General features: G+C 73.3%; 25 protein-coding genes. 9 read left to right on the top strand and 16 right to left on the bottom strand.

The window, feature by feature from the left end; genetic code table 11:
* The 6 genes from AB0M43_RS10810 (at position 1) to AB0M43_RS10785 (ending at position 7987) form a co-directional block, all read left to right on the top strand.
* Complete coding sequence (locus tag AB0M43_RS10810; RefSeq protein WP_363723231.1) at positions 1-1296, top strand: serine hydrolase domain-containing protein; 1296 nt, start codon at positions 1-3, stop codon at positions 1294-1296.
* Positions 1296-2042, top strand: a complete 747-nt coding sequence (locus AB0M43_RS10805) for a GNAT family N-acetyltransferase (protein WP_363723229.1) — start codon at positions 1296-1298, stop codon at positions 2040-2042. The genes AB0M43_RS10810 and AB0M43_RS10805 overlap by 1 nt, the downstream gene beginning before the upstream one ends.
* Positions 2039-3154 carry an o-succinylbenzoate synthase gene (gene menC, locus AB0M43_RS10800; RefSeq protein ID WP_363723228.1) on the top strand — a complete coding sequence of 372 codons (1116 nt, stop codon included), beginning with the start codon at positions 2039-2041 and terminating at the stop codon, positions 3152-3154. Before AB0M43_RS10805 ends, menC begins: the two co-directional genes overlap by 4 nt.
* 51 nt (positions 3155-3205) lie before the next feature.
* On the top strand, positions 3206-4780 hold the full coding sequence (locus AB0M43_RS10795) for a helix-turn-helix domain-containing protein (RefSeq protein ID WP_363723227.1): 1575 nt from the start codon (positions 3206-3208) through the stop codon (positions 4778-4780).
* A 186-nt stretch (positions 4781-4966) separates the two neighbouring features.
* On the top strand, positions 4967-6493 hold the full coding sequence (locus tag AB0M43_RS10790; protein WP_363723226.1) for an amidohydrolase family protein: 1527 nt from the start codon (positions 4967-4969) through the stop codon (positions 6491-6493).
* Between the two features lie 189 nt (positions 6494-6682).
* Positions 6683-7987, top strand: coding sequence for an aminotransferase class V-fold PLP-dependent enzyme (locus AB0M43_RS10785; protein WP_363723342.1), 1305 nt, complete (start codon positions 6683-6685; stop codon positions 7985-7987).
* Positions 7988-8120: 133 nt separating this feature from the next.
* Here the strand turns inward: AB0M43_RS10785 and AB0M43_RS10780 are convergent, their stop codons facing one another.
* Both AB0M43_RS10780 and AB0M43_RS10775 read right to left on the bottom strand, forming a co-directional pair.
* Positions 8121-8921: a PaaX family transcriptional regulator C-terminal domain-containing protein gene (locus AB0M43_RS10780; protein WP_363723225.1), complete on the bottom strand. Its 801-nt coding sequence runs from the start codon at positions 8919-8921 to the stop codon at positions 8121-8123.
* Entirely contained in the window at positions 8918-9499 is a 582-nt protein-coding gene (locus AB0M43_RS10775; RefSeq protein WP_363723223.1) for a GNAT family N-acetyltransferase, read from the bottom strand. Before AB0M43_RS10775 ends, AB0M43_RS10780 begins: the two co-directional genes overlap by 4 nt.
* A gap of 50 nt (positions 9500-9549) precedes the next feature.
* On the opposite strand from AB0M43_RS10775, the gene AB0M43_RS10770 reads away from it, so the two are divergent.
* A complete protein-coding gene (locus tag AB0M43_RS10770; RefSeq protein ID WP_363723222.1) occupies positions 9550-10542 on the top strand; it encodes an alpha/beta hydrolase in 993 nt (330 codons plus the stop codon).
* A gap of 161 nt (positions 10543-10703) precedes the next feature.
* Here AB0M43_RS10770 and AB0M43_RS10765 read toward each other — a convergent pair whose 3' ends face one another.
* Positions 10704-11327 (bottom strand): GNAT family N-acetyltransferase, encoded by a 624-nt coding sequence (locus AB0M43_RS10765; protein ID WP_363723220.1) that lies wholly within the window; start codon positions 11325-11327, stop codon positions 10704-10706.
* 162 nt (positions 11328-11489) lie between these two features.
* Between AB0M43_RS10765 and AB0M43_RS10760 the strand changes: the two genes are divergently transcribed.
* Positions 11490-12089 (top strand): hypothetical protein, encoded by a 600-nt coding sequence (locus AB0M43_RS10760; RefSeq protein WP_363723218.1) that lies wholly within the window; start codon positions 11490-11492, stop codon positions 12087-12089.
* Between the two features lie 33 nt (positions 12090-12122).
* Here the strand turns inward: AB0M43_RS10760 and AB0M43_RS10755 are convergent, their stop codons facing one another.
* The 4 genes from AB0M43_RS10755 to AB0M43_RS10740 all read right to left on the bottom strand — a co-directional run bounded on the left by AB0M43_RS10755 (position 12123) and on the right by AB0M43_RS10740 (position 16876).
* On the bottom strand, positions 12123-14105 hold the full coding sequence (locus AB0M43_RS10755) for an amino acid transporter (RefSeq protein ID WP_363723216.1): 1983 nt from the start codon (positions 14103-14105) through the stop codon (positions 12123-12125).
* A gap of 226 nt (positions 14106-14331) precedes the next feature.
* Positions 14332-14664: a YnfA family protein gene (locus tag AB0M43_RS10750; protein WP_363723214.1), complete on the bottom strand. Its 333-nt coding sequence runs from the start codon at positions 14662-14664 to the stop codon at positions 14332-14334.
* Between the two features lie 37 nt (positions 14665-14701).
* The gene (locus AB0M43_RS10745) at positions 14702-15415 is read right to left on the bottom strand and encodes a MerR family transcriptional regulator (RefSeq protein WP_363723213.1); all 714 of its coding nucleotides are present in this window, start codon (positions 15413-15415) and stop codon (positions 14702-14704) included.
* Between the two features lie 27 nt (positions 15416-15442).
* Positions 15443-16876, bottom strand: a complete 1434-nt coding sequence (locus AB0M43_RS10740) for a serine hydrolase domain-containing protein (RefSeq protein ID WP_363723211.1) — start codon at positions 16874-16876, stop codon at positions 15443-15445.
* 199 nt (positions 16877-17075) lie between these two features.
* Between AB0M43_RS10740 and AB0M43_RS10735 the strand changes: the two genes are divergently transcribed.
* Positions 17076-17675 (top strand): sigma-70 family RNA polymerase sigma factor, encoded by a 600-nt coding sequence (locus AB0M43_RS10735; RefSeq protein ID WP_363723209.1) that lies wholly within the window; start codon positions 17076-17078, stop codon positions 17673-17675.
* Here AB0M43_RS10735 and AB0M43_RS10730 read toward each other — a convergent pair whose 3' ends face one another.
* The 9 genes from AB0M43_RS10730 to AB0M43_RS10690 form a co-directional block, all read right to left on the bottom strand.
* Positions 17676-18488 (bottom strand): MOSC N-terminal beta barrel domain-containing protein, encoded by an 813-nt coding sequence (locus tag AB0M43_RS10730; protein WP_363723208.1) that lies wholly within the window; start codon positions 18486-18488, stop codon positions 17676-17678.
* Positions 18489-18500: 12 nt separating this feature from the next.
* Positions 18501-19121 (bottom strand): LysE family transporter, encoded by a 621-nt coding sequence (locus AB0M43_RS10725; RefSeq protein ID WP_363723206.1) that lies wholly within the window; start codon positions 19119-19121, stop codon positions 18501-18503.
* Positions 19118-20032 carry an alpha/beta hydrolase gene (locus tag AB0M43_RS10720; RefSeq protein ID WP_363723204.1) on the bottom strand — a complete coding sequence of 305 codons (915 nt, stop codon included), beginning with the start codon at positions 20030-20032 and terminating at the stop codon, positions 19118-19120. Before AB0M43_RS10720 ends, AB0M43_RS10725 begins: the two co-directional genes overlap by 4 nt.
* On the bottom strand, positions 20029-20370 hold the full coding sequence (locus AB0M43_RS10715; RefSeq protein ID WP_363723202.1) for a Rieske 2Fe-2S domain-containing protein: 342 nt from the start codon (positions 20368-20370) through the stop codon (positions 20029-20031). Before AB0M43_RS10715 ends, AB0M43_RS10720 begins: the two co-directional genes overlap by 4 nt.
* Complete coding sequence (locus AB0M43_RS10710; RefSeq protein ID WP_363723200.1) at positions 20358-21779, bottom strand: iron-containing redox enzyme family protein; 1422 nt, start codon at positions 21777-21779, stop codon at positions 20358-20360. The genes AB0M43_RS10715 and AB0M43_RS10710 overlap by 13 nt, the downstream gene beginning before the upstream one ends.
* Positions 21776-22855, bottom strand: coding sequence for a 50S ribosomal protein L11 methyltransferase (locus AB0M43_RS10705; protein WP_363723198.1), 1080 nt, complete (start codon positions 22853-22855; stop codon positions 21776-21778). The genes AB0M43_RS10710 and AB0M43_RS10705 overlap by 4 nt, the downstream gene beginning before the upstream one ends.
* A 146-nt stretch (positions 22856-23001) precedes the next feature.
* Positions 23002-24222 (bottom strand): ATP-grasp domain-containing protein, encoded by a 1221-nt coding sequence (locus tag AB0M43_RS10700; protein ID WP_363723195.1) that lies wholly within the window; start codon positions 24220-24222, stop codon positions 23002-23004.
* Positions 24219-25142, bottom strand: a complete 924-nt coding sequence (locus tag AB0M43_RS10695; RefSeq protein WP_363723193.1) for an alpha/beta hydrolase — start codon at positions 25140-25142, stop codon at positions 24219-24221. The genes AB0M43_RS10700 and AB0M43_RS10695 overlap by 4 nt, the downstream gene beginning before the upstream one ends.
* Positions 25143-25173: 31 nt before the next feature.
* A complete protein-coding gene (locus tag AB0M43_RS10690; protein ID WP_363723191.1) occupies positions 25174-26427 on the bottom strand; it encodes an MFS transporter in 1254 nt (417 codons plus the stop codon).
* Positions 26428-26566 lie beyond the last annotated feature (139 nt).

Genomic DNA, 26566 nt, shown 5'->3' with positions numbered 1-26566 from the left:
ATGGACGACACCCAGCTCCTGCTCGACGACCTGGCCCGCCAGCACCAGGTCCCCGGCGCGGTCCTCGCGTTCCACGACGGGACGAGGACGCACGAGTACGCCACCGGGGTGCTGAACACCGCCACCGGCGTGCCGACCACCACCGACTCCCTCTTCCAGATCGGCTCGATCACCAAGGTGTGGACGGCCACCCTCGTGCTGCAGCTGGTCGAGGAGGGCCGGGTGCGCCTCGACCAGCCGGTGCGGGAGGTGCTGCCGGAGTTCCGGGTCGCCGACCCCGACGCGACGGCCGCCATCACGGTCCGCCAGCTGCTGACCCACACGTCCGGGATCGACGGGGACCACTTCGTGGACACCGGGCGCGGCGACGGGTGCGTCGAGCGGTACGTCGCCACCTGCGCCGACGTGACCCAGATCCACCCGCCGGGCGCGACCCTGTCCTACTGCAACTCCGGGTACGTCGTCCTGGGCCGGCTGGTCGAGCACCTGACCGGGCGGACCTGGGACGCGGCCCTCCGCGAGCGACTGATCGAGCCGCTCCGTCTCACCCACACCGTCACCCTGCCGGAGGAGGCGCTGCTGTTCCGGGCCGCCGTCGGGCACCTGGACGGCCGGCCGGCGCCCGTGTGGGCCCCGCCGCGCTCGGCCGGCCCCGCCGGGCTGATCTGCGCGCGGGCCGCCGACGTGGTGGCGTTCGGCCGGTGGCAGCTGGAGAAGGGGCCGGCCGCGATGCGGGTGCCGCAGGCGGAGATCCCCGAGCACGGCAACACCGGGTCCTGGGGCCTGGGCTGGATGCTGGACACCTGGGACGGGCGGGAGGTCATCGGCCACAGCGGCGCCACGATCGGCCAGTACGCCCGGCTGTACGCGGTCCCGGACGCCGGGGTCGTCGCCTGCCTGGTGACCAACGGCGGCCAGTCGGCGGCCTTCCAGCAGGCCGTGTTCACCGCCCTGTTCGCGGACGTGTGCGACCTGCGGGTCCGCCCGCGCCCCGAGCCGCCCACGGCACCCCCCACAGTGGACCTGGAAACCCACGTCGGGGTGTACGAACGGGCCGGCGCCCGCCTCACCTTCACGCTCGCCGACGGCACCCTGAGCCTGCTGTCGGAGACCACCGGCGCGCTGGCGGAGCTGTCCCCGAGCGTGCGGGTCGAGGAGATCGTGCCGGTCGGCGACGGGGCGTTCCTCGGCCGGTACCCGGGCGACCCGCTCTGGTTCGCCATCACGTTCTACCCGCTGCCCGACGGCACCCCGGCCGTGCACGCGGGCATGCGGGCCACCCCGAAGGTCCGCTGATGCGGGTCGAGGAACTCGCCGACCCGGCCGCCCAGCGCGCGGCGAGCCGGCTGCTCGGCGACATCTGGCGGGCCCCCGTCGTGGATCCGGCGCTGCTGCGGGCCGTCGGCTACTCCGGCGGTTACGTCGCCGGCGCCTACGAGGGCACCGAACTCGTCGGGGCGGCCATGGGCTTCCTCGGCGCGGGCGGCCACCTGCACGCGCACATCGCCGGGGTCGCCGCCGCCCGGCGCGGAGCCTCCGTCGGGTACGCGCTCAAGCAGCACCAGCGGTCCTGGGCCCTGGCCCGGGGCATCAGCCGGGTGTACTGGACCTTCGACCCGCTGATCCGCTCGAACGCGTCGTTCAACCTGCGCAAGCTCGGCGCGCTCCCGGTGCGGTACCTGCCGGAGTTCTACGGGCCGATGACCGACGGGGTGAACGCGGGCGACGCCTCCGACCGGCTGTACGTGGCCTGGGACCTCACCGTCCCGCGCGTCGTGCTCGCCGCCGCCGGCACCCCGGCCGAGGTGTCCGAGGAGGGGGCGGAGGCGCTGCTCGACGAGGAGGGCACCCTGATCCCGGGGGACGCGCCCCGGCTCACGGTGGCCGTACCCGCCGATGTCCTCGCTCTGCGGGCCACCGACCCGAGGGCCGCCCACCGCTGGCGGGGCGCCCTGCGCACGGCGCTGCTCGGCGCGCTCGACGGCGGTTACGTGATCACCGGCCTGACCCGACGGGGCCACTACCTCCTGGAGAAGTCGTGAAGATCGAGGGCGTCGAACTCCGCCGGATCCGGATGCCGCTGGTCGCGCCGTTCCGGACCTCGTTCGGGGTGTCCACCAGCCGCGAGGCCCTCCTGGTCCGGGTCGTCACCCCGGACGCCGAGGGCTGGGGCGAGTGCGTGGCCATGAGCGAGCCGCTGTACTCCTCCGAGCACGTCTCGGGCGCCGCCGAGGTGATCCGCCGCTTCCTCCTCCCCGCCCTGCACGCCGCCCCCGCGCTCGACGCGCACGCGGTCGGGCCGGCGTTCGCCCCGGTCAAGGGGCACCCGATGGCCAAGGCCGCCGTGGAGATGGCCGTCCTCGACGCGCAGCTGCGGGCGGCGGGGCTGTCCTTCGGCCGGTTCCTGGGCGCGGTCCGGCCGAGCGTGCCGGCGGGCGTCTCCGTCGGCATCATGGACTCGATCCCCGCCCTGCTCGACGCGGTCACCGGCTACGTGGAGGCCGGGTACCTCCGGATCAAACTCAAGATCCAGCCAGGCTGGGACGTCGAACCCGTCCGGGCCGTGCGCGAACGGTTCGGCGACGACCTCGCGTTGCAGGTCGACGCGAACACCGCCTACACGCTCGCCGACGCCCGGCACCTGGCCCGGCTCGACCCGTTCGGGCTGCTGCTGATCGAGCAGCCGCTGCCCGAGGACGACCTGCGCGGGCACGCGGCGCTGGCCCGGCTGATCAGTACCCCCGTGTGTCTGGACGAGTCGATCACGTCCGCGCGGGCCGCCGCCGACGCCATCGCGCTCGGCGCCTGCTCGGTGGTCAACATCAAACCCGGAAGAGTCGGCGGGTACCTGGAGGCGCGGCGCGTGCACGACGTGTGCGCCGCCCACGGGGTACCCGTCTGGTGCGGCGGGATGCTGGAGACCGGCCTCGGGCGCGCCGCGAACATCGCCCTGGCCGCCCTGCCCGGCTTCGTGCTGCCGGGGGACACCTCCGCCTCCGACCGGTACTACGCGCGGGACATCACCGCGCCGTTCACCCTCGACGCCGGCCACGTGCGGGTGCCCACCGGCCCCGGCCTCGGCGTCGTACCCGACCAGGAGGCCCTCGACGACGTCACCACCGGGACCGAATGGTTGTCCTGGGGCACGAACTGAACGGCCGGTTTTGGTGTCTGAGCACCAACGGAGCGCGCGTAAGGTGCGGAGATGAGCTGTAGTCTGCGCCGGATCCTGATCGACCTGGGATCGACCGTGCTGGACGTCGCCGCCCCGGCCGGCGACCTGGACGCCGAGGTCACCGGCGTGGTGATCCACGACGCGTACGACGAACCGGTCACCACCGCCGGCGGCCTGCTCCTCGGGGTCGGGGTGCGCGGCCCGGTGGCCGTGACGGCGCTGCTCGGCCAGCTCGGCCGGGCCCGCGCCGCCGCCCTCGTCGTGAAGGGCCCCGTCGAGGTCACCGACGGGGTCCGCGCCGCCGCCCGCGAGTCCGGGGTCACCCTGCTCAGCCTGACCGCCGGCGCCGCCTGGGCACAGGTCGCCGCCCTGCTGCGCGCCCTGCTCGACGAGGACGCTGCCGGCCCCGCCGACGACGCCGACGGGGACCTGTTCGCCGTCGCCAACGCGATCGGGGCGCTGCTGGACGCGCCGGTGACGATCGAGGACCGCTCCTCCCGGGTCCTGGCCTACTCCGCCCGCCAGGAGGAGGCCGACCCGCCCCGGGTGGAGACCGTCCTCGGCCGCCAGGTGCCCGAACGCTACCGTCGGCTCCTCGACGAGGGCGGCTACTTCCACCGCCTCTACGCCGCCCGCGGCCCCGTGCGCGTCGACCTCGGCGCCGACATCCTGCCCCGGGTCGCGATCGCGGTCCGGGCCGGCGACGAGCTCCTCGGCTCCGTGTGGATCACGGCGCGCGATCCGCTGTCCGAGTCCGCCGAGCGGGCGCTGCGGGACGCGGCCGGCGTGGTCGCCCTGCACCTGCTGCGCCGCCGGGCCGGGGCCGACGCCCGGCGCCGGGTCCGCACCGACCTGCTGAGCACCGTCCTGGCCGGCGGGGCCGACGCCGCCGACGCGGCCGGCCGGCTCGGCATCGCCACCGGCCCGCTCTGCGTCCTCGCCGCCGAGATGGCCGACGTCGACGGGGGAGACCCGCTCGCCGTCGAACTCCAGCGCCAACGCCTCTCCGACGCCCTGGGCCTGCACCTGGCCGCCGTGCACCCGCGCACCGCCGCCGCCGGGATCGGCCGCACCGCGTACGCGGTCCTGCCCCTGCCCGACGGGGCCGACGAGTCCCGGGCCGTGCGGGTCGCCGCCAACCTCCTCGAACGGACCGGCCCGCTGAGCACGGCCATCGTCGGCGTCGGCCGGGCGGTCACCGGCTTGCCCGACATCGCCCGGTCCCGGGCCGACGCCGACCGCGTCCTGCGCGTCCTGCGCTCCCGGGGCGCGACCGGCACCGTGGCGGGCCGCGCCGACACCCACTTCGCGTCCCAACTGCTGCACCTCGCCGACCTGACCGCCGCCGACCCGCCCCCGGACGGCCCCTACCAGCGCCTCCTCGCCTACGACGCCGCCCACGACGCGGACCTGGCCCGCACCCTGGCGGCGTACCTCGACGCGTTCGGGGACACCCGGGTCGCCGCCGACGCCGTGCACGTGCACCCGAACACGTTCCGGTACCGGCTGCGCCGGCTCGCCGAGGTCGCGCGGCTCGACCTGACCGACCCGGAGGCGCGCCTCGCCGTGGCCCTCCAGATCCGCCTGCACCGGGAGAACCGGTGACCGCCCGGGTCCGGCGTCGCGGCGGGGACCGAGGTCCGAGCATGCTCGGTGGAACGCCGGGACCCGCCCGGGGCAGGTGTCGCGGCGGGGACCGAGGTTCGACCGTGACCGGTGGAACGCCGGTGACCGCCCGGGTCCTGCGTCGCCGGGACTGCCGATGACCGTCCAGATCCCGTGGGAGAACCGATGATCGACCTGTTGTTGCGCGGTGGCACCGTCCACGACGGACTCGGCTCGCCCGCCGTCACCGCCGACGTCGCGGTCACCGGCGACACCGTCACCGCCGTCGGCACGGACCTGGGCCCGGCCCGCCGCACCGTCGACGTCACCGGACTCCTCGTCACCCCCGGCTTCCTCGACCCGCACGCCCACTCCGACATGGTGCCGCTGATGGCCGACCCGCAGCCGTTCAAACTGCGCCAGGGTGTGACCACCGAGATCGTCGGCAACTGCGGCTACTCCTTCGCGCCGCTGTCCGCCGACGCAGCCCGGGAGGCGTCGGTACTGTTCGCCGACATCAGCGCCGGTGTCCCGGTGCGGGCCCGGACGTTCGCGGAGTACCTCGTGGCCGTCGCCGACGCCGGCCCCACCAACCACGTCGCCGCCCTCGTCGGCCACAACACCCTGCGCCTCACAGCCAACGGCATGGTCCGCAACCTGCGCCCCGGCGCCGCCGGGCACATGGCGCGCCTGGCCGCCGAGGCGTTCGAGGCCGGCGCGATCGGCCTGTCCAGCGGGCTCATCTACCCGCCCGGCTGCTACGCCGACACCGCCGAACTGACCGCCCTGGCCCGGGTCGCGCACCGCTGGAACCTGCCGTACGCCACCCACCTGCGCAACGAGGACAACGAACTCCTCGCGGCCGTCGACGAGGCGGTCACGATCGCCCGGGACGCCCGGGTCCGGCTCCAGGTGTCGCACTGCAAGATCGCGGGCCGACCGAACCACGGCACGGCCGGCGCGCTCCTCGACCGGCTGCGCGCCGCCCGGGCCGCCGGTGTCGACGTGCGGGGCGACCTCTACCCGTACCGGGCGGGAGGGACCTTCCTCGGCGCGCTCCTGCCCGCCGCCGCGCACGAGGGCGGGACCGGGGCGCTGCGCTCGCGGCTCCTGGACCCGGCCACCCGGGCGGCGTTGCGCGCGGCCGGCGGCCTGTTCGACCTCACCGAACCCGGGGACGTGCTCCTCACCGGCGGCCCGCACACCGGCCGCACCCTGGCCGACGTCACCGGGACCGGCGACGCCTGGGAGACGCTCTGCGACCTGGTCCTGGCCGACCCGGGTACCGGCATGGTCGTCACCCTGATGGCCGAGCGGGACGTCCGCGCACTGATGGCCGACCCGCTGGTGGCGATCGGCTCCGACAACGGCGTACCCGTCGGGCTCCAGCATCCCCGGACCTGGGGCTGTTTCCCGCGCTTCCTCGGCACCTACGTCCGCGACCTGGGCGTCGTCGACTGGCCGGAGGCGGTCCGCAAGTGCACGTCGGCGACGGCGGACCAGTTCGGGCTGGTCGGGCGCGGCTTCCTCGGCCCCGGCGCGGTGGCAGACCTGGCGGTGTTCGACCCGGACGCGATCGGGCACGGCGGCAGTTACGCCCAGCCGGACGTGACCCCGGGCGGGATGCGGTTCGTGGTGCTCGCCGGCCACGTGGTCATCGACGACGGCACCTTCACCGCCGAACGCCGAGGCCGGGTCCTACGCCCCGCCTAGCCCGTCCGCCGCACGGCCGGGAATCCGCCCCGCCGGCCCGGATGTCGGTCATCCCGTGCGCCGCGCTTGCCGAAAGCCCCGCGCATACCCGCTCCCGGGGCACACAGTGAAGGGGTGACCGCGCGACTGGACGCCTATGTCGCCGCCCTCGACCGGGCCGCCGCCCACGCCCGGGCCTGGCTGGCCTCGATGCCCGACCGCCCGGTCCCACCGAGGGCCACCGCCGACGAACTCCGCGAGGTACTCGGCGGCCCGCTGCCCGACGGCCCGACCGCCCCGGCCGAGGTCGTGGACCTGCTCGCCGAGCTCGCCGAACCGGGCCTGATGGCGATGCCCTCGGGCAGGTTCTTCGGCTGGGTGATCGGCGGGACGCTGCCGGCCGCCCTCGCCGCGGACTGGCTGGTCAGCGCCTGGGACCAGAACACCGGCATGCGGTACGCGACCCCGGGCACGGCGGCCCTGGAGGAGGTGGCCGCCGGGTGGATCCTGGAGGTACTCGGCCTGCCGGCCACCGCGGACGTCGGCTTCACCACGGGCGCGACGATGGCGCACTTCACGGCGCTCGCCGCCGCCCGCCAGCAGGTCCTGACGGCGGCCGGGTGGGACGTCGACCGGCTCGGGCTGACCGGGGCGCCCCGGGTGCGGGTACTCGTCGGGCGGGAGCGGCACGAGACGGTGGACCTGGCGCTGCGGTACCTGGGGCTCGGCGCCCCCGAGGTGGTGCCCTCCGACGGGCAGGGGCGGCTGCGGGTGGACGCGCTCGGGGACCTGCTCGGCGAGGGGCCGGCGATCGTGTGCCTGCAGGCGGGCAATGTCCACTCGGGAGCGTTCGATCCGGTGGGGGCGGCCACGGCGCTGGCCCACGAGCACGGCGCGTGGGTACACGTCGACGGGGCCTTCGGGTTGTGGGCCGCCGCCTCGCCGGGCCTGGCGCACCTGGTGGAGGGCCGGTCCGCCGTGGACTCGTGGACGACCGACGCGCACAAGACGCTCAACGTGCCCTACGACTGCGGCATCGCCGTCGTCGCCCGGCCCCGCGTCCTCCGCGACGCGATGGGCGTGCACGCCAGCTACCTGGTGCACGACGGCGGGGTGGGGGACCCCTTCGAACGGGTACCGGAGCTGTCCCGGCGGGCCCGGGGCGTCCCGGTGTGGGCGGCGCTGCGGTCCCTGGGCCGGTCGGGGGTCGCCGACCTGGTCGACGGGTTCGCCGGACACGCGCGGGCCATCGCGGCGGGGATCGCGGCCGTGCCCGGGGCGGAGATCCTCAACGACGTGGTGTTCACCCAGGTGTGCGCGGCGTTCGGGACCGACGGGCGGACCCGGGCGGTGACGGCGCGGCTGTTGGCGGACGGGGTCACGTGGATGTCGGGTTCGCGGTGGCACGACCGGGACGTGCTGCGGGTGTCGGTGAGCAACTGGTCGACGGACACCGCCGACGTGGCCGCGGCGGTGGACGCGGTCCGGCGCGCGGCAGGGGCCACGGGACCGTAGCGCGTCCGAGCGGCGGGCGGCTGGAAGGGTCGCTCGTGCGGCCAGGGCTCTCGAATCGTCCCGCGCAGGCGTCGTCGAGGACCTCGCACCTGCATCCGGGCAGGCCCTGGAACCCGGGCCGGGCCGTCGGACCTCAGGCGGTGTACCGGCGGAACAGGCGGATCGCCGGGTCGCCGCGCTCGCTGATCGCGGCGAGGCACCGCCCGGCCAGCTCCCGGCCCCGGGCCCCCACCCATGGCCGGGGCAGCAACTCGGGCGGCAGCAACGGATCGGGCTCCATCGCCCGGGTGTACGCGGCCGTCAGCTCCACGGCGGCCCCGAGCAGCTCCACCGGCGACCTCCCCCCGAGGCCGTCGAGCAGCCCCCCGGCGAGGTCGGCCAGTTCCGTGTACCGCCCGGCGATCTCCTCCAACGGCCACAGCCGGGCCGCCAACCGCCCGGGATCGCGCTCCCCGGCCACGCACAGGTCCGTACTCGTCAGCCGGGTGACCCCCGCCGCGACGCCCAACCGGTGCACCGTGGCGTCGACCAGGTCGTCCCAGTCGTGCGGGGACACGTACAGCCCGCCCTGGACCGCCGCGCCGCCCAGGTGGCCGAGGGCGTCGCGGAAGCTGTCGCGTGCGGCCCGGGACGTCTCCGGGATCGCGAACGCGACGAACCGCCAGCGCCCGTCCCACGGTTCCAGCCCCCGGTCCTGGCGGTGGGCGAACCGCACGAACCCGCTGTCGTCGCTGGTGGCGGCCGTGGCGCGCAGCAGGGCCCGGCGGCCCCGGCCCTCGTGGGTGTAGCGGCCCTCGGCGACGAGGCGCTTGACGCACAGCCGGACCTGCTGGTCGGTCATGCCGAGGGTGGCGGCCACCGCGTACAGCTCGCCGGCGTCGACCGTGTCGTCCTGTCGGACGAGCGCGTCGACGAGGGCCCGGGTCGCGATCACGGTCCGACCTTACGGCGCATCGTGGTCACGGCGCCGAATCCGAGGAGGCGGCGCAGGTAGGGGGTGTGTTCGGTGTGCCCGGCGACGAAGCCGTGCCGTTCGTAGAGGGCCCGGGCGCGGGGGTTGGCGTCGATCACGTCGAGGCGGATCCGGGTGTGGCCGAGGTCGCGGGCGACGGCGCCGATCTCGTCGAGCAGCAGGCCGCCGATGCCCTGGCCGCGCAGGGCGGGGTCCACGCAGATGCCGTCCATGACCAGCTCGCCGGGGGCGGCGTGGCGTTCGAGGACGGCGAGGAGCGCGACGCGGGGCAGGCCGCGCACCGGGCCGTACGCGCGGAGGACGTCCGGGGCGCCGCCGCCCAGCAGCGCCCGACCGCCGTGCTGGTAGCCGGCGACCGCGACGAGTGTCTCCCCGGCCATGACCGCCACCGCGCGGTCGGCGTGCAGGTGCGCGGCGAGGAACGCGGTGCCCCGGTCGGGCGGGGCGAGGGCGGGGCCGAGTTTGCGGCCGAACGCCTCCCAGTACAGCTCGGCGGCGCGGTGGCGGGTGTGGTCGGGCAGTACCCGGAGCAGCTCCATGCGTACAAGTCTAGTACGATCGTTTCCACAGCGATAGTTTTGGGGGCGCCATGTGGAAGAGAATCGTCCTCGGGGCGGTGGTCCTGGCGGTGCTCGTCGCGGGTGCCGTGGTCTACCGCAACACCTACGACCTGCGGGAGGAGAAGGTCACGATCGGCACCCTCGACGCTGTCCTCGCCCTGCCCACGAGCATCGACCGCCCCGTCGGCCTGGTGGTGTTCGTGCACGGCGACGGCCCGGTCGACGCCACCCACGACGGGTTCTACCGGCCGCTCTGGGAGGCCTTCGCCCGCGCCGGGTACGCCTCGCTGTCCTGGAACAAGCCCGGGGTCGCCGGCTCGGCGGGTGACTGGCTGGGGCAGACGATGGAGGACCGGGCCGCCGAGGTGGCCGGGGCGATCGCGTGGGCCCGGGCCCGCCCCGACATCGACGCCCACCGGATCGGCCTGTGGGGCGCGAGCCAGGCCGGCTGGGTCATGCCGAAGGTCGCCGCGCGTACCCCCGGGCTGGCGTTCGTGATCGCCGTGGCCCCGGCCGTCAACTGGCTCCAGCAGGGCAGGTTCAACCTGCTCGCCGAGCTGCGGGCCCGCGGCGCCTCCCCGGCCGAGGTCACGGCGGCCGTCGCGCGCAGCGACCGGGAACGCGCGCTCCTCGACGCGGGCGCCAGCTACGCCGACTACCGGCGCGAACCCGACGCCGACCCGGACCTCACGGCCGGCCGGTGGACGTTCATCACGCGCAACCACCGCTCCGACGCCACCGCCGACCTGACCGCCGCCGCGACGGTCCCGACCCTGCTCCTGCTCGGCGGCCACGACATCAACGTCGACGTCGCCGACACGGAGGCCGGATACCGCCGGACCCTGAAGAACCTTCAGGTCAGGCACTATCCGGACGCCACCCACGGCCTGGTCCCGAAGGCCCTGGAGGACTCCCCGGTCCGGCTGGTCCTCACCGGACTGTTCGCGCCCCGGTCGGTGTTCGCGACCGGCGTGCTGACAGACCAGACCCGATACCTCACAACCGTGACGGGTACCGGCTGAGCCGGGCCCGCACGCCGCGACCGGCCTCCGGACGGTGACCGGCCTCCGGACCGCGACCGGCCTCCGGACCGCGACCGGCCCTCGGCCGCGACGGCCCCCCTGACCGTGACCGCTCCTCGGCTCAGGTGTGGCCCTGCCGGAACCACGGCGGTCCCGGCGGGCTACGCGCGCACGAAGGCGCACAGCGGCGCGCGCACCCGCCAACCGAGCCTCAGGTACAGCGCGCGCCCGTCCCCGGTCGCGCCGAGCACGCCCCCGACGGCACCGCGTTCCATCGCGTGCCGGGCCAGGCTCGCCATCACGAGGCTGCCGAGGCCGCGCCGCTGGTGCGCCGGCTCGGTGACGATCTGGTCGAACACCACATTCCTCCGGGTACCGGCGACCTGCCCGCTCGCCGCCAGTTCCCCGGACGCGTCCAGCACCCGGGCGACGGTCACCGCCCCGGCCGGTTCGAGGTGCACCCGGTAGCCGGCCGGCGCGGGCGGCACGTCGGCGGTCAGCGTGGTACTCATCAGGTGGCACAGCTCGGCCTCCGCCCAGCGCGGCCCGAGGCTGGCCCGGACCTCGGCCGCCGGAGCGGACACCTTGACCCAGGTGCCGGGCTCGACGGGCGACGTGTCGATCGCCCGCAGCGCGGCCGGGTCGGCGGCGGGCAGCACGTAGCGCGCCACGTGGCCGGACAGGCCGACCTCGATCCGCTGGCCGCCGGGCACGGGCGTGACCGGCCCGACGCCACGGGAGGCAGCCCAGCCGTGCGCCCAGTCGCTCACCCAAGATTCGATCATGGCGCGATTGTAGGCACGGGTGGCCGTGCCGACCACGGCGGTGACCGACGCCCCGACCCGGCGGGCCGGCCGGTTCCGGGGCGGTGGGCGGGGGTCCACTCAGGGTCCGCGCCAGGGTTGTCCCGGATTTCCCGCAGCCCGGAACTCATAGACGATCTTGGCATGCGTTCACCACGAGCACTCTTCCTCGCCGCCCCGCTCCTCCTCGCCGGCTACGGCGTCGTCCGCCTGATCGGCCGCATGGACGACGCGTACGGCCCCGGCCCGGACTGGCAGGTCGCGCACGCCCTCGGACTGGCCGGGCTGCTGCTGTTCGCCCCGGTGGTCCTCGGCCTCGGCCGGATGCTGCCGGCCACCTGGTGGCGGACCGTCACCGTCGGCGTCACCCTGGCCGGGCTGGTCGCCATGGTCGTCCAGTTCGGGGTGGACATCGTGCAGGCGGCGCTGTCCGCCGACAAGGTGGAACTGACCGCGATGCAGCACGACTTCCAGGACCTCCCCGGCGTCGTGCCGGCCGTCTACTCCGTCGGTCCGCAGCTGTTCTTCCTCGGGCTGATCGCCCTGACCGTGCTGCTGGCCGTGGTCCGGCGCGCGCCCTGGTGGTGTCCGGTCCTGACGGTCGCCGGGGTCGCCCTGCCGCCGGTCAGCCTGGACCTGCTGCCGGTCTCGGGGCTGCTGTTCGCGGCCGCCCTGTTCGCGGTGGCCCACCGTAACCACCCGGCCGGCCACCGCGCCGGGCTCAGCACGTCGCGGCGGGCCTAGACCCCAGATGGTGGCGCGGTACGTGGGGACCGGTCAGCCGCCGACGTGGATCCCCGGCCGCCGCGCCTGGTCGGGTTCGCTGGACCGGATGATCTCGCGGACGACCGGGGCGGTGTCACCCCGGCCGAGGATGAGGTAGCGGAACAGGTGCCCGAGCGGGTTGCCCTCGGTCCACTCGAAGTAGGCGTGCGGCCGGACCCCGGTGGCGTCGCGGAGCGCGAGGAGGATCGCGGCGATGGCGTTGGGGGCGGCGGGGCTGTCGGCGCGCAGCACCCGGTACCCGTCGACGTCCACGCCACGGACCCGGAGCACGTCGCTGAACGTGGACGGGTCGATGACGTCGATCTCGAGGAACAGCACGTCGGCGGCGTGCGGCACGGGGTTCATGCCGCGTTGCGCGCCCTCCTTCTCGGAGTACTCGGCGACGTCGCCGGCCTGGCGCCGGTTCGCGATGACGTTGAGCTGGCCGTCGTGGGCGATGGAGTCGGTGACGAACTGCCGGGCGGCGTCGTCGAACTCGATCCGGTCGGCGCGCAGCTCGGTGGTGCGGGTGACCCGGGAGATCAGGGACACGACGATGATGCCGGCGATGAACACCGCCGAGATCGCGATCCCCGACGGCGCCTCGACGACGTTCTCCACCAGCGCGTACAGCAGGATCAGGGTCAGGGCGGTGAACGCGATCGCGGCCTTGACCTGGCGGCGCCGGGCGGCGGAGATGGTGACCGCGACAGCCCCGGAGACCATCATCGCGAGGATCCCGGTGGCGTAGGCGCCGGCCTGCGCGTCGACGTCGGCGCCGAACGCGATGGTGATCCCGACGCTGATCGCGGTGTAGACGATCACCACCGGCCGAACGGCCCGGCCCCATTCGGGGGCCATGCCGTAGGAGGGCAGGTAGCGGGGCACGATGTTGATCAGGCCGGCCATGGCCGACGCGCCGGCGAACCACAGGATCACGATGCTGCTGACGTCGTAGACGGTGCCCAGGCCCTCGCCGAGGAGTTCGTGCGCGAGGTAGGCCATGGCCCGGCCGTTGGCCTCGCCGCCCTTGGCGAACTCCTTGGCGGGGATGAGCACGGTGGTGAGGAAGCTGGTGGCGATCAGGTACACCGACATGATCAGCGCGGCGGTGGTCAGCAGCTTGCGGGTGTTGCGGATCCGCGCCTCCAGGCGCTCGGCGGCCGTCTCGCCGTCGGCGGCGACCAGGGGCATCATGCTCACCCCGGTCTCGAAGCCGGACAGGCCGAGGACCAGCAGCGGGAACGCGAGGATCGCCGGGCCGACGATGCCGCCGAACCCGCCGCCCGTGGAGGTGAGCGCGTCGGTCCACGCGGTCAGCGACGCCGGGTGCGCCACCAGGTGCACGACGCCGGCCACCACGACGACCGCGTTGAGGGCCAGGAAGACGGCGACCAGGGGGATCGCGACCCCGACGGCCTCGCTGAAGCCGAGCAGGAACACCCCGCCCAGGATCAACAGCAACACCACCGTGATGAGTACGGCGTGGCCGTGCAGGAACCCGGGCAGGTACGGGTTCTCCAGGGCGTGCACCGTGGCGTCGGCCGAGGACAGGGTGATCGTGATGATCCACGAGGTGGCGACGAAGCCGAGGAGTACCAGGACGAAGATCTTGCCGCGCCAGAACGGCAGCAGGTTCTCCAGCATCGACACCGAACCCTGCCCGTGCGGGCTCTCCCGGGCCACCCGCCGGTACATCGGCAGCATGCCGAACAGGGTCAGCGCCACGATCAGCAGGGTGGCCAGCGGCGAGAGGGCGCCGGCGGCGAGCGCGGCGATGCCGGGCAGGTAGGACAGGGTGGAGAAGTAGTCGACGCCGGTGAGGCACATGACCTTCCACCAGGCGTGCGGCTTGGCGTGGTCCTCGCTGGCCTCCGGGCCGACCGGCTGCACCCGGTGCTCCAGCAGCCACCGGCTCAACCGGCTCCCCGATCCGCCGTTGCGGTCCGGAAGATCCACCCGTGCCGGAATAGCGAACTCTGACCCGGTCTTCATGTGTCCCTCTCCCCAGCGTGCTCCGGCCGTAGACGGTAGCGCATACCGACCAGATCGGCGCCTGACCTGCACGGGTCGCGGGCGATCGGTGCGCCGTCGGGTGGTGGGAGTCGGCGCCGCCCGCCGCCGCGCGCCGGAGGACAGGTCCTGGCGCGGCGGCCGGCGCGGGTGTGGACGTCGCGGCGGAACACAATCGTGGTGGCCGCTCCCACCCGCTGTGCCCGGGTCACCCGCGGGGCGCGTACATGATGACGGCGACGCCGAGGAGGCAGATCGCCGCGCCGATCACGTCCCACCGGTCCGGCGCGAACCTGTCGACGACCATGCCCCAGGCGAGGGAGCCGGCGACGAAGATCCCGCCGTAGGCGGCCAGGATCCGGCCGAAGTGCGCGTCGGGCTGCAACGTGGCGACGAACCCGTACGCGCCGAGCGCCACGACCCCGGCGGCGATCCACAGCGCGCCCCTGTGTTCGCGCCACCCCTGCCAGACCAGCCACGCCCCGCCGATCTCGGCGAACGCGGCCAGGACGAACAGGAGCAGGGACCGGATGACCGTCACCCGTCCGACAGTATCCGCTGGCCCGGGCTCCGTCGGGTCAGCCGCGCAGGAGCCGGGCGAGGCGGTCCCAGGCCGGGGACGAGGCCTCCGGTTGGGCCGCCAGGCGGGCGATGGCCGGGTTGTGGACGGGCCGGGTCTCCGTCGCGCTGTGGTGCGCCGCGAACCAGGCGCGGGTCCGGTCGGCGAGGCCGGGGAGGCGGGGGTCGTCCGGCGACCAGTCGAAGGCGGCGTCGTGGTCGAGGTAGAGCGCGCGGAACCCGGGTTCGGCGAGCAGCCCGCGCTTCTCGGCGATCCACGCGTCGGCGTCGGCGGGGGAGGCGGTCCGCATCAGGATCCAACCGTCGCGTTCGAGGCGGAGCTGGCGCTCGCTGACGCCGAGTGCGCGCAGGTCGTCGAGGAAGGCGGCGACGTCCGGGGCGACGAAGAGCTGGTCGCCGCCGCGCAGCTGGGCGAGGTGGCCCCGGGTGCGCCGGAGTTCGGCGATGCGGTCCCGGAGGTCGCGGTCGATGGCGGTGATGGCCGAGGCGAGCGCGTCGGGGTCGGCGTCGAGAAGATCCCTGACCCGCGCGAGGGGTACGCCGGCCCCGGCCAACGTCCGAATCTTGACCAGGTCGACGGCGTGCCGGGCGGTGTACCGCCGGTAGCCCGACGCGTCGCGGTCGGGCTCGGCGAGCAGGCCGCGCTCGTGGTAGTGGCGGATGGCCTTGATGGTCACCCCGGCGTAGTCCGCGAGCCTGCCAATCGTGATCATGTCCGCCATCCTGCCACCCGGTTCAGGTCACCCGGAGACGCGCCGGGTGAGCCGGCCGCCGCCGTTGCGGAACCGGGCCCGGCCGTCGCGGAGGTCGTGGTAGGAGACGAGCAGCAGGCGCAGGTACCCGTCGAAGGTTTCCAGGGGGTATCCGGCCGGCGCGAACAGGCCGGGCCGGACCGGCACGTAGCGCTGTGGCGGGGCGGAGGTCTTGCCGCCGGCGAACTCCGTGAAGATCCGCTCCTGCGAGGCGTCCGCCGGCTCGTAGGTCATCCGCTCCTCGAGCTGGCCGTCCACGACGCTGACGTCGATCCGGAGCTGGTCGGAGCGGTAGGTACCCACGTAGGGACTGAGGTCGACCTCGGATTCCGACCCGGTGACCAGTGCGGGGATCTCGATGCCGAGGCGTTCGCGGAGTAGCCAGCACAGGAGCTGGTCCTGCAACAGGATCGCGCCCGGGGTGTTGCCGAACGCGGCGAAGACCAGGTCGTGTTCGGGTACGACGCACAGCAGGGAGACCCCGCCCGGGGAGGCGCCCGACATGGCCAGCACGGTGGTGTCGCCGAACGGGTACAGCACCCATCCCAGGCCGATCGGCGGGACGTTGGGGCTGGCCATGTCGAAGGCGACCTGCCGCATCAGCGCGGTCGACTCGGCGGACAGCACCCGCGTGCCGGTGGGGGACACGCCGCCGTCGAGGTGGGTGCGCCCGAAGGCGAGCAGGTCGGCGACGGTCCCGATCGGGGTGCCGCCCGCCGGACCCCACGTGTCGGGCAGCGTGAACATGCCGGTGGGCCGGGCGGCCATGGTCCCGGGGTCCAAGAAATGGCCGACGGCGGTGGACCGCAGGATGGCCTGGTCCGCCGAGGTGCCGGACCCGGTCATGCCGACCGGTGCGTAGACGTCGCGGGCCAGCAGGTCGGGGAACGCCAGGCCGGTCACCGCCTCCAGCAGGCGGCCGGCGATGATCATGCCGCCGTTGGAGTAGCTGAGCTGCTCGCCCGGCTCGAACAGGACGCCGTGGCCGGCCGCGAGACCCTCGACGTAGGACTTGAGGGCGCCGTGGCCCCGGGCGTCGGGGAAGTACAGGTCGGCGTCGATGCCGTTGGTATGCGCGATCAGGTGCCGGACCAGGATCCGCTCCGCCGCGCCCGGCACCGACAGCGCGAACTCGGGGAGGTAGCGCACGACCGGGGCGTCGAGGTCCAGCGCGCCCCGTTCGACCTGCCGCAGGACGAGGGTGGTGGTCATCACCTTGGTGACCGAGCCGTACAGGAACCCGGTGTCCTCGCGCATCGGCGCGCCCGTGGCCGTGTTGGCCACACCGTGCGCGACGACGACCCGCTCGCCGGCGTGGTGGACGCCGGCGACGAACCCGGGGACGTTGTCGGCCGCGCAGTAGGCGGCGACCTGCTGGCGGATCTGGGCTTCCACGGTGTGCAACGCGTTGTCGTTGTTCATGCGGACCATCGTCGAACCCTGCCCTTGGGGCAAGGTCAAGTCCCGCGTGCCGGCGGCGACCGACGGGTGCCATGGAGGCCGTCCGGCCCGCCGGGCTGTGTCGCCGCCGACATCCGACCGTCTTCACGTGAGGGACCTTCGGGTTGCCGTCGATATACTCATAATATCCGAATATATCGATTCAGATCGGAGGTCGAATATGGATCACTTTCCGGAAGAGCGGGAGAGACCGGACACTGAGGACGAGCTCAAGGAACAGCTGGTCACCCAGATCGACGCTGGATTCGCCGAACTGACCCGGAGGTACTGGCAGCGGCTGTACCGGCTGGCCCTGCGGATCGCGGCCAACCGGCACGACGCCGAGGACCTGGTCGCCGAGACCCTGCTGCGCACGTGGCGTTCACTGAGTACATATCCGGCCAGCCGGATCCGGGTGATGCGGATCTGGCCGTGGCTGGTGACCGTGTTGATGAACGTGTGGCGCAACGAGATCCGGCGCCGCAACCGCCGCCCGGCCGAGGTGCCGCTGGTGGTGAAGCTGCTCGACGTCAGGCCCGGCGCCCCGTGGCTGGTCGAGCAGGCGGTGCTGCGCGCCGAGGCGCACGAGGAGCTCGGCGAGATGTTGAGGACGCTGCCCACCGACCATCGTCGGGCGGTGGTGATGCGGTACGGCCGGGGCGACTCGATCGCCGACATCGCCGCGGCCCTGCGCTGCCCGGAGGGCACCGCCAAGTCGAAGGCGCTGCGGGGCCTGCACCGGCTCCGCCGACGGTACGCCGACCAGGCCGCCGGCGCCTGATCACAGCGAGACCTCGTCCCCGACGCGCAGGCCCCCCGGCCCGTCGGGGATCAGGTGTACGCCGAACAGCAGCTCCTGGTCGATGTTGCGGTGCCGGGCCAGTACCCGCAGAGGTTCGCGGCCCTTGATCCCGGTCTTCTGGTCGACCGTGGCGACCACGCAGCGCTCGGTGCGCCGCACCACCCGGAACGGCACGGTCCCGATCCGGACCGTCCGGCCGACCCAGGAGTCCTCGGCCCAGGGCTCGGAGCCGTCCAGCACGATGTTCGGCCGCATCTGCGCCATCCGGACCGCCTCGGCGGGGGTGCCGCGCGCGGCGATCAGCCGGTTCAGTTCGGCCAGCGAGGCCTCCGTGACCAGGTGCACCGGGAACGCGTCGGACAGGTTGATCCGGTCGGTGGGCAGGGAGAGTTCGGGGTCGGGTCGGCGCTGGTCGGGGTCCGCCAACCAGGCCAGGTCGACCGGTTCGCCGCAGAGCTTGCCGAACCAGGCCGCGGCGGGCTCGCCGGCCAGCAGCAGCCGCACCTCGCGCACCTCGGTCCTGATCAGGGCCGGCGCGCCGTCGCGGGGCGGGACGACCTCCAGGGGATCCAGGCCGGGCGCGGTCAGCGACAGCACCCCGTCGGCGCGGACCCGGACCCCGACGGTGGCGAGCGCGGGCACCTTGCGCTGGGTGACGAACTTGCGGTCGGGCGTGAGGACCATCCACCGCCGGTCGCCGGCCAGGCCCCAGGGCTCGACCTCCGCCGTCGACAGCGGCACCGCCCGGCAGGACTTGACCGGGTACACGAACAACGACGCGATCCGCAACACGAACCTCCATGGTCAGGCGAAGAGCAGGCGGACACCGAGGACGAGGAACAGCAGCGAGACCGCGAGCCGGGTCAGGTCGCCGACCGGCCCGCCGGTCAGCCCCGCCCGGACCCGCAGCACCAGTTCGGTCCACAGGCACAGCCAGACGGCCGCCAGGCCGAGGTGCACGGCGGCCAGCAGCGCGACCCGCCCGGTCTGACCCGGGCCGGGCGCGACGAACTGCGGCAGGAACACCAGCAGGAACAGCGCGACCTTCGGGTTGGCGAGCGTGGACAGCAGCCCCGCCGCCAACGGGGCCGCCGCCGGGAGCGGCCCCGCCGCCGGGGGCTCCGGGGCGCCCCGGCGGCGGGAGCGGACGAGTCCGTGCAGCCCCGACAGGCCCCAGAGCAGCAGGAGGACCGCCCCGCCGATCCGCAGGCCGGTCACCAGCGCCGAACCGCCCCGGGTCAGCAGGGCCAGTCCGGCGATGGCCAGCGTGGCGTGCACGACGCCGCCGGCGATCATGCCGACGGCGGCGAGCAGCCCCTCGCGGCGCCGGCCCGAACGGACCACCAGGCCGGCCACCAGGATGGTGTCCGGCCCCGGGGTCACGATTACCAGGCCGGACGCCGCGAGGAAGGCCGCAGTGATCACGACAGCTCCGACACCCTGCCGCTGGCGACGAACTCCCGCACGAGCCCGAGCACGGTGTCGGTCTCCTCGATGTGCCCGAAGGATCCGCTGCGTTCCAGCATCACCAGCCGCGCCCCGGGGGCGAAGTCGAGGAACTGGCGTTGCAGCGCCGGGTACAGCGCGCGGTCGAAGCGGCCGGCCAGGACCAGCAGCGGCACGGCCAGGTCGCCGAGCCGCCTGCGGAAGTCCGGGATCCGGGCCACCTCGCCCCCGACCATGAAGTCGACGTCCTCTCCGACGAAGACCGGATACAGCTCGGTGTTGCGGATGCCCGGCTCGTCGGGCAGCAGCGCCGCGTTGTCGGGATTGTGGAACCGGACCAGCCGGGCCGCCCGGCCGAACAGCGCTTGGAGCTCCGGATCCGTCGAGCGCAGACCACGGGCGCGGCCGGCCTGGATCTCGGCCCACGCCTCCGGGAACTGGGTGGCCAGTACCCGGTTGATGTTCGCGTGGTTGAGCTGCCACATCTCCGGGCTGTGCAGACTGTTGGCCAGGGTCAGCGTGCGGACCAGGTCCGGGTGGTCCAGCGCCAGGGCCTGGCCGAGCAGCCCGCCGTAGGAGAAGCCGTACACGTGCACCGGGCCGAGGCCGAGGGCTTCGACCAGCGCGGCGATGTCGGCGACGTCGTCGGCGAAGGTGATCTCGCGCGGGTCCCCGGGCCGGTCGGAGCGGCCCCGGCCGTGCAGGTCCACGTAGACCACCCGGTGGTCCGCCGCCAGCGGGGTGAAGAACGGGTGGAAGACCGCGTGCGAGCCGGCCGGGCCGAGGCCGGCCAGCAGCAGCACCGGCTCGCCCCCGCCCTCGGTCTCCACCCACAGCCGGTGCCCGCGGACCTCGACATGGGTACCGGGCGCGTGCGCGATGGCGGTCACGCCCGCCCCCCGACCAGGTCGTCGGACAGGGGACGGTACTCCACGGTGAACGGCGTCGAGTCGGGCAGGTCGAACACCGCGGTCACCCGCCGGCCGCACCGCACCGCCGGCACCCCGGCCCGCACGGCCCGGGTGACCGAGGTGGCCCGCTCGTGCCACGGGCACACCAGCCGGGTGGTGCCGGGCCGCAACGCCGCCAGGTGCAGCGGGCCGCCCCGGTGCGGGCAGGCGGCGGGCAGCACGAACTCGCCCGCCGTGGTCCTGGCGTACACATAGGGCTGTCCGTCGAGGACGACGCAGTTGCCCGCGCCGTCCGTCGACCAGGTCACGACAAGCACGCCCGGTAGTCTCCCACCGAGTGGATCTCGTAGACGCACTCCTCGGACTCGATGACGGCGCCGTGCAGCCGGTTGCGGTGGATCACGGTGCCCTGGCCGGCCTCCAGGATCTGGTAGGAGTTGAGGCCGCTGACGAAGCGCATCGTGCCGGACACGATGTGGCAGAGCTCGTCGCCGTCGTGCAGGTGGGTGTTGGACAGCTCGCCGCGCGGTTCCACCAGGTGCGCCACCGGCGCGCTGACCTTGCCGCTGGAGATCGCGGCCCACACCGGCTCGTGCAGGGCCTTGTTCGCCGGGCCGCCGTCCATCCAGCCGATCTGGGCGGCGAAGTCGGCGTCGGCGATCTCGTTGAGCACCTGGAACTCCTCGAAGCCCCGGACGATGTCGGCGATCACGCCCTCGCCGCACTGCTCGATGATCGGCCAGATCAGCTTCTCCAACGCCATCCGGCCGTGGTGCACGTCGATGTGCACGTGCTCGGAGAAGTACCGCACGTCCACGGTGTCGCCGAACACCTCGGTCAGCACCTCGATCGCCGACTCGCAGAAGTCGACCAGGGTGGTCTCGGTGTAGTACAGCGCGCCGAGGTACCGGAAGAAGTTCTCGTGGTTCTTGCCGAGGAAGTGGAAGTAGTTGTTCATCATCAGGCTGCTGTTCAGGTAGAACTGCCAGTAGTGGTGCGCGTCGGACCGTAGACCGACCGACTCTAGGGTGCGTTCGAACAGCTGGCTGTGCTTGGTGTCGTGCACGCCGTACCCGTACTCGTCAATGATGATCTTGAACCAGTCCGACTGCACGGCGCCGTAGTAGCCGAGCACGTTGCGGATCATGGGGGAGGCCTCGGACAGGAAGTCCGGCGCGAACTGGACCAGCCACATCTGCGCGGCCCGGACCGGATCCGTCGACTCCCGGATCGCGCGCGCCGCCGGCAGCGGCCCGGCCGGCTCCCGGGTCTCGAAGCGCTCCGTGAACGCGCGGAAGCTGTCCTTCGTCCAGGCCCCGGTGACCGCGACCTCCTCGTCGAGGAAGCCGAAGACGTGCTGCTCCAGGGCCGGCCGGATCAGCTCGCCGAGCTGGCGGTTGGAGGAACTGTAGAAAGCCGCGAAGTCGGCGCGCTTCTCGGCGAAACCGGACTTGGGCAGGAACATCAGGTCGGCCTCGTAGATCGAGGTGAGCAGCCGCTGGGCGGCGAGGCCGGAGTAGTCCAGGATCTCCGGCCGCGACAGCGTCGTGCTGAAGTCCAGGTGCGGCAGGACCTGCGGGCGCAGCTGGCGCCGGAAGGGGTTGTCCTCGTTGAGCCACTCCTCGTTGTCGAGGTACAGCGGGTTGACGGCGTAGCGGACCGTCATCTCGCGGAGCTGCTCAGCCGATAACGCGAACGGTTCGTAGGACGGCAGTTTGGAGGTCATGGGGCACTCCTCACGAAGTCGTTGGCCGGGCTGGCGGACAGGCTGGCGGACAGTCGCAGGTCGTCGGCGCACAGGGTCACGGACAGCTGGTCGCCGGCGGTGACCCGCACCGGGCTCGGGAACGGCACGAACGCCTGTTCCCAGTGCGAACTGCGGTTGTCGGGCGCGTTGGTGATGGTGACCCCCGAGCCCAGGTCCATCTCGAACCAGACCAGCAACCCGTGCGCCGGGCCGTCGAGGTCGGCGGTCAGCTCCACGGTCGCGGTGGGGTCGTCCGGCTTGCCGTCGAGCAGTTCGAGGGCCAGCAGCGCGGACGGCGCGGTGAGCTGGTGGAACGGCCGATCCCAGGCCCGCACCGGCACGTGCCGGCGGGAGGCGACCAGGTTCAGCAGCCGGATGTCGAAGCCGGCGACCGACTCCACGTGGTTCAGGCCGTACAGGGCCGGGCTGGACACCACCGTGCCGTGCAGGACACAGCGCGCCGGCAACAGGTCGCCGCCGGGGGCGAGCAGCACGTCCCGGGCGTGTGCCACGGTCGGCAGCAGGCCCTCGCCGACCAGACCGCAGTCGACGATCTCGGAGACGATCAGGTCGGCCCGCCGGGGCAGGTCCACACCGACCACCAGGTCCGTGGAGAACTTGGGCACCACCGTGATCCGGTGGCTCATGCCGGCCCGGGCGATGATCCCCCGGGCGATCTGGGCCAGCAGCGGGTTGGCCTCACAGGTGACGACCTGGCCCGCGCCGGCCCGCGCGGCCATCAATGCCAGCAGCCCGGTGCCGCTGCCGATGTCGAGCACGAGCGAGCCGGGCCGGACCCGCCGTTCCAGAGCCACCGAGTACGCCTCGGAGCGTTCCAGGTCGTTGAGCATCTCGAAATGCCAGCGGGGCAGGACGGACCCGCCGACCACGGCGATGACGTCCTCGATCGCCGTCTCGCCCCGGACGAGGCCGGCGAGGAGTGTGGTCATCTCGGCCGTCGAGGCCGCCAGGTGTGCCTGATGGGTTTGCAGAGCCGAGGCCAGTAGTCGGTCGGTCTCGGCCTCGTCTGCCGGAGAGGTACGGAAAGACGCCATGGGCTACTCACCTTCCTGTGGTCCGAGAGGCTCGGCCTGACAGACCACAGTGGAGGATGGTGATGTGCGTACAAGGATCAGAACCCCGAACCCCCGGCGGGGGATGCACCCGGGCCGGTAGCAAATCCGACCGACCCGGGCGCACGTCACCCGATGACGAGTTCCCGTTCCAGCTCGCGGATCGCCGCGTAGTCGGCCTCCAGCACCGCCGGCTCCGGGTGCGCCAGGACCACGAAGCCGAGCGCCAGACTGGCGAACAGGTCGTCGGTGGCCCGCACCAGGTCGCCGGTGCGCACCTCCACGGCGTGGAAGTGGTGACTGGGCAGGTCGGCGACCCGCTCCAGGATCTCCGCGTTGCGGACGACACCCGAGCGGGTGACCAGGAGGAACACCACCCGCATCTGCTGCCCCAGCGTGTATCCGAGGGGGATGTCGCCGCCGGCGCAGTAGCGGACCGTGCGGTCCACCTGGCTGTCCCCGGTGGCGACCCGGCAGAACCGGGGCTGCCCGCCGCCGTGCAGCCGCACCCCGGTCTCGATCAGCCGGGGCCCCTCGGCGGTCATCATCACCTCGGTGTGCGCCGCGCCGAAGCGGACGCCGAGCGCGTCGAGAGCCGCACTCGTGTAGTCGAGCAGCTCGGCGTCGCCCACCGGGTCGTACGGCAGCCAGTCCATGCTGTCGTAGACCGTGCCGCGCTTGCGGTACCGGCAGATGTCCACCACGGTGTGCCGGCCGTCGTGGCTGAACGTGTCCACCACGTGCTCGGTCCCGACCAGGTACTCCTGCACCAGCACCTGGTCGTTGACCAGGTCCAGCTTGTTGCGCTGGTGCAGCAGCCCGGAGAAGGCCCGCCGCCAGTCCCCGCCCGGACCGATCAGGGTCACCCCGTCGGTGCCGGCGCTCTTCGGCGGCTTGACGATCAGCGGCCGCCCGGCCAGGCCCTCGCGGGCGATCCAGGCCTCCGCCTCCTCCGCCGAGTCGGTGCAGATCTGCCGTACGGTCGGCAGGCCCGCCGCGACCAGCGCCTCCTGCATGGCGCCCTTGTGCCTGCGGGCAGCCGCGAGCTCCGGCGTGTTGCACCGCTCCGGCAGCACCAGCGGCGCCAGCAGGTCGGCGAGCTCCACCCCGCACTCGGTGCCGGGCAGCACGCACACCGGGTCCAGGCCGGCCAGCACCTCGGCGGTCCGGGCCACGTCGCCGTCGTGGGTGATGACGGCGTCGAAGTCCTCCGGCCGGTACGAGGCCGCGTACACCTCGGAGGGCTCCGGCGTCGACGTCACCGCGACCGGCATCAGGCCGGCCTCCCGGAACGCCGGGGCCAGCATGTTCCCCGAGGAGTACGGGTCGACGACCACCGCGACCTTCACCGCACCGCCCCCTCGGTCAGCAGCGCCGAGTGCGCGCAGAACCGGCGCCAGGCCTCCGCCGCGCCGGCACTGAGGCCCCGGGCCCGGATCGAGGAGTGCACCAGCCCGGGCTCCACCACCAGGGTGACCGGGATGCCCTGCTTCTCGAGCTGCTCGGCGTACTGCCGGGAGTCGACCAGCAGCGAGTCCAGCTCGGTGCCCATCACGTACGCGGGCGGCAGGTCGTGGAACTCGCCGTTGAGCAGCGGCGAGACGTACGGCTCCTCGGTGGTCGCCGGATCCGGGCAGTAGCAGGCGGTGTAGTACTCCATCTCGCCGCCGGTGAGCAGCGGCGCGTCCTCGCCGCCGGTCCGCCACCGGGCGAAGTTCAGCACCGGGCTGATCAGCGCGTGGCCCCGGATCGCGGGGCCGCCCCGGTCCCGGGACATCATGCACAGCACCACGGCCATGTTCGCCCCCGAACTCTCCCCGGTCACCACCACCTTGGCCGGGTCGAAGCCGTAGCGCTCCGCGCCCGCGACCAGTGCGACCAGCGCGCCGTAGCAGTCCTCCAGCGGCGCCGGGAACGGGTGCTCCGGCGCGAGCCGGTAGTCCAGCGCCACACTGATCAGGCCGGTGTTGGCGGCCAGTTCGGCGACCACCGAGTCGTGGGTCTCCAACGAGCCGACGACGAACCCGCCGGCCCGGATGTAGCAGATCACGCCGTCGCCGCGCAGGGTGTCGGGCCGGTAGATCCGGAACGTGTGCCCGTCGACGGTCTCGTCGACGCTGGTGACCCCGGCGGGCAGCGGGAACTCGAAGACGTCCTTCAGTCCGACGTACATGCTCCGCTGCTCGTCGAGGGGCAGCTTGTAGAAGTCCAACGGGATGGCGGCGTTGCTGCGGTCGATGAATTCTTCGATACCGGGCGCATACGTCATCTCAGCTCCATTGTCAGGCGATGGTTGAGGGTCAGACCCGGGTGAGGTCGCTGCGGTCGGCGTCGCGTCGCAGGCCCGCCCTGATGCCGCGCCGGACCAGCACCGGCACACACAGCGCGGTCCCCACGGCGCCGATCCACATCGCCGCCTCGAGTCCCCAGTTGGCGATGCTGAACGAAGCCAGCAGGCTCCCGACCGGGAGCATGCCCCAGACCAGGAACCGCTGGACAGAGTTGACCCGGCCGAGCAGAGCGGCCGGGGTGTGGGTCTGGCGGAGGGTGAGCGAGACCGGGCCGAAGGCCCCCTCGCCGATGCAGTGCACCACGCTGGCGACGACCAGCCCCACCGCGGAGCCCAGGCCGCCGAAGAGCGGCATGGCGATCAGGCCGGTGACCGAGGTAACCGTCCCGATCACGCAGGTGCGCGCCGTGCCCTGCCAGGCGACCAGCCGGACGGAGATCAGGTTGCCGATCGGGAACCCGAAGGCCGCCGCCCCGGCCACGATCCCGATGCCGACCGGGCCGAAGCCGAGCACGTCTTTGCAGTACAGCACCAGGATCGCCTCGACCATGCCGAGGAAGATCGTGTACGTCATGCCGCACAGGATCACCGGCTCCAGGATCGGGTTGGCGAACACGAAGGCCAGCCCCTCGCGCACGTCGCGCACCAGCCAGCCCCGGGCGCGCGGCGTCGGGTCGGGCCGGGGCTCGCGGTGCCGGATCAGCACCACGGCCAGCACGGAGACGGCGAAGCTGACCGCGTTGGCCAGCACCGCGCCCACCACGCCCAGGAACGCGATCACCGGGCCGCCGGCCATCGGGCCGAGCGTCTTGGAGACCGAGTCCGACAGGTACAGCTGCGTGTTGTGCTTGTGCAGCTCCTGAGGATCGGAGAACAGCGTCGGGGGGTACGAGGTGCACGCGACCTGGAAGAACACCGTCGCCGCGCCGGCCAGCAGTACCAGGCCGAGCAGCAGCGGGAACGTCAGCACGCCGGTCAGCGCCAGCACGCCGATCACCAGGAACGCGACGGTCTGCACCAGGTCGCAGCCGATCATCATCGAGCGCCGGCGCACCCGGTCCACGAAGGCGCCGGCCGGCAGACCGAAGAGGAGGAACGGAAGGTACAACGCGAACGGCAGCAGCGCGGCCTGGGCGACCGAGGTGTGCAGCACGGTGACCGCGAGCAGTGGTAGGGCCAGCACCATGAACTGGTCCCCGAACAGGCTGATCGACTGACCTGTCCACAGCAGTGCGAAATCCCGGCGGGCGCTCTGGGATGCCATAGAGATCCCTTCATCGGTCCAGATCGATGACAGGTTACCCTAGTCCGGACGTTTCGGGTCAGTCGAAAACAACGCGACACGCCCGGACTGACAGAAACTGGTCACCGTTGCCCGGCCGTCGGATGGCGTCGACCCTGCC

The organism is Longispora sp. NPDC051575 (genome assembly GCF_040681875.1).
In the GTDB taxonomy this organism is placed as follows: Bacteria; Actinomycetota; Actinomycetes; order Mycobacteriales; family Micromonosporaceae; genus Longispora.
The sequence above is the reverse complement of the archived record's forward strand: the minus strand, read 5'-3'. Positions and strand labels throughout refer to the sequence as shown.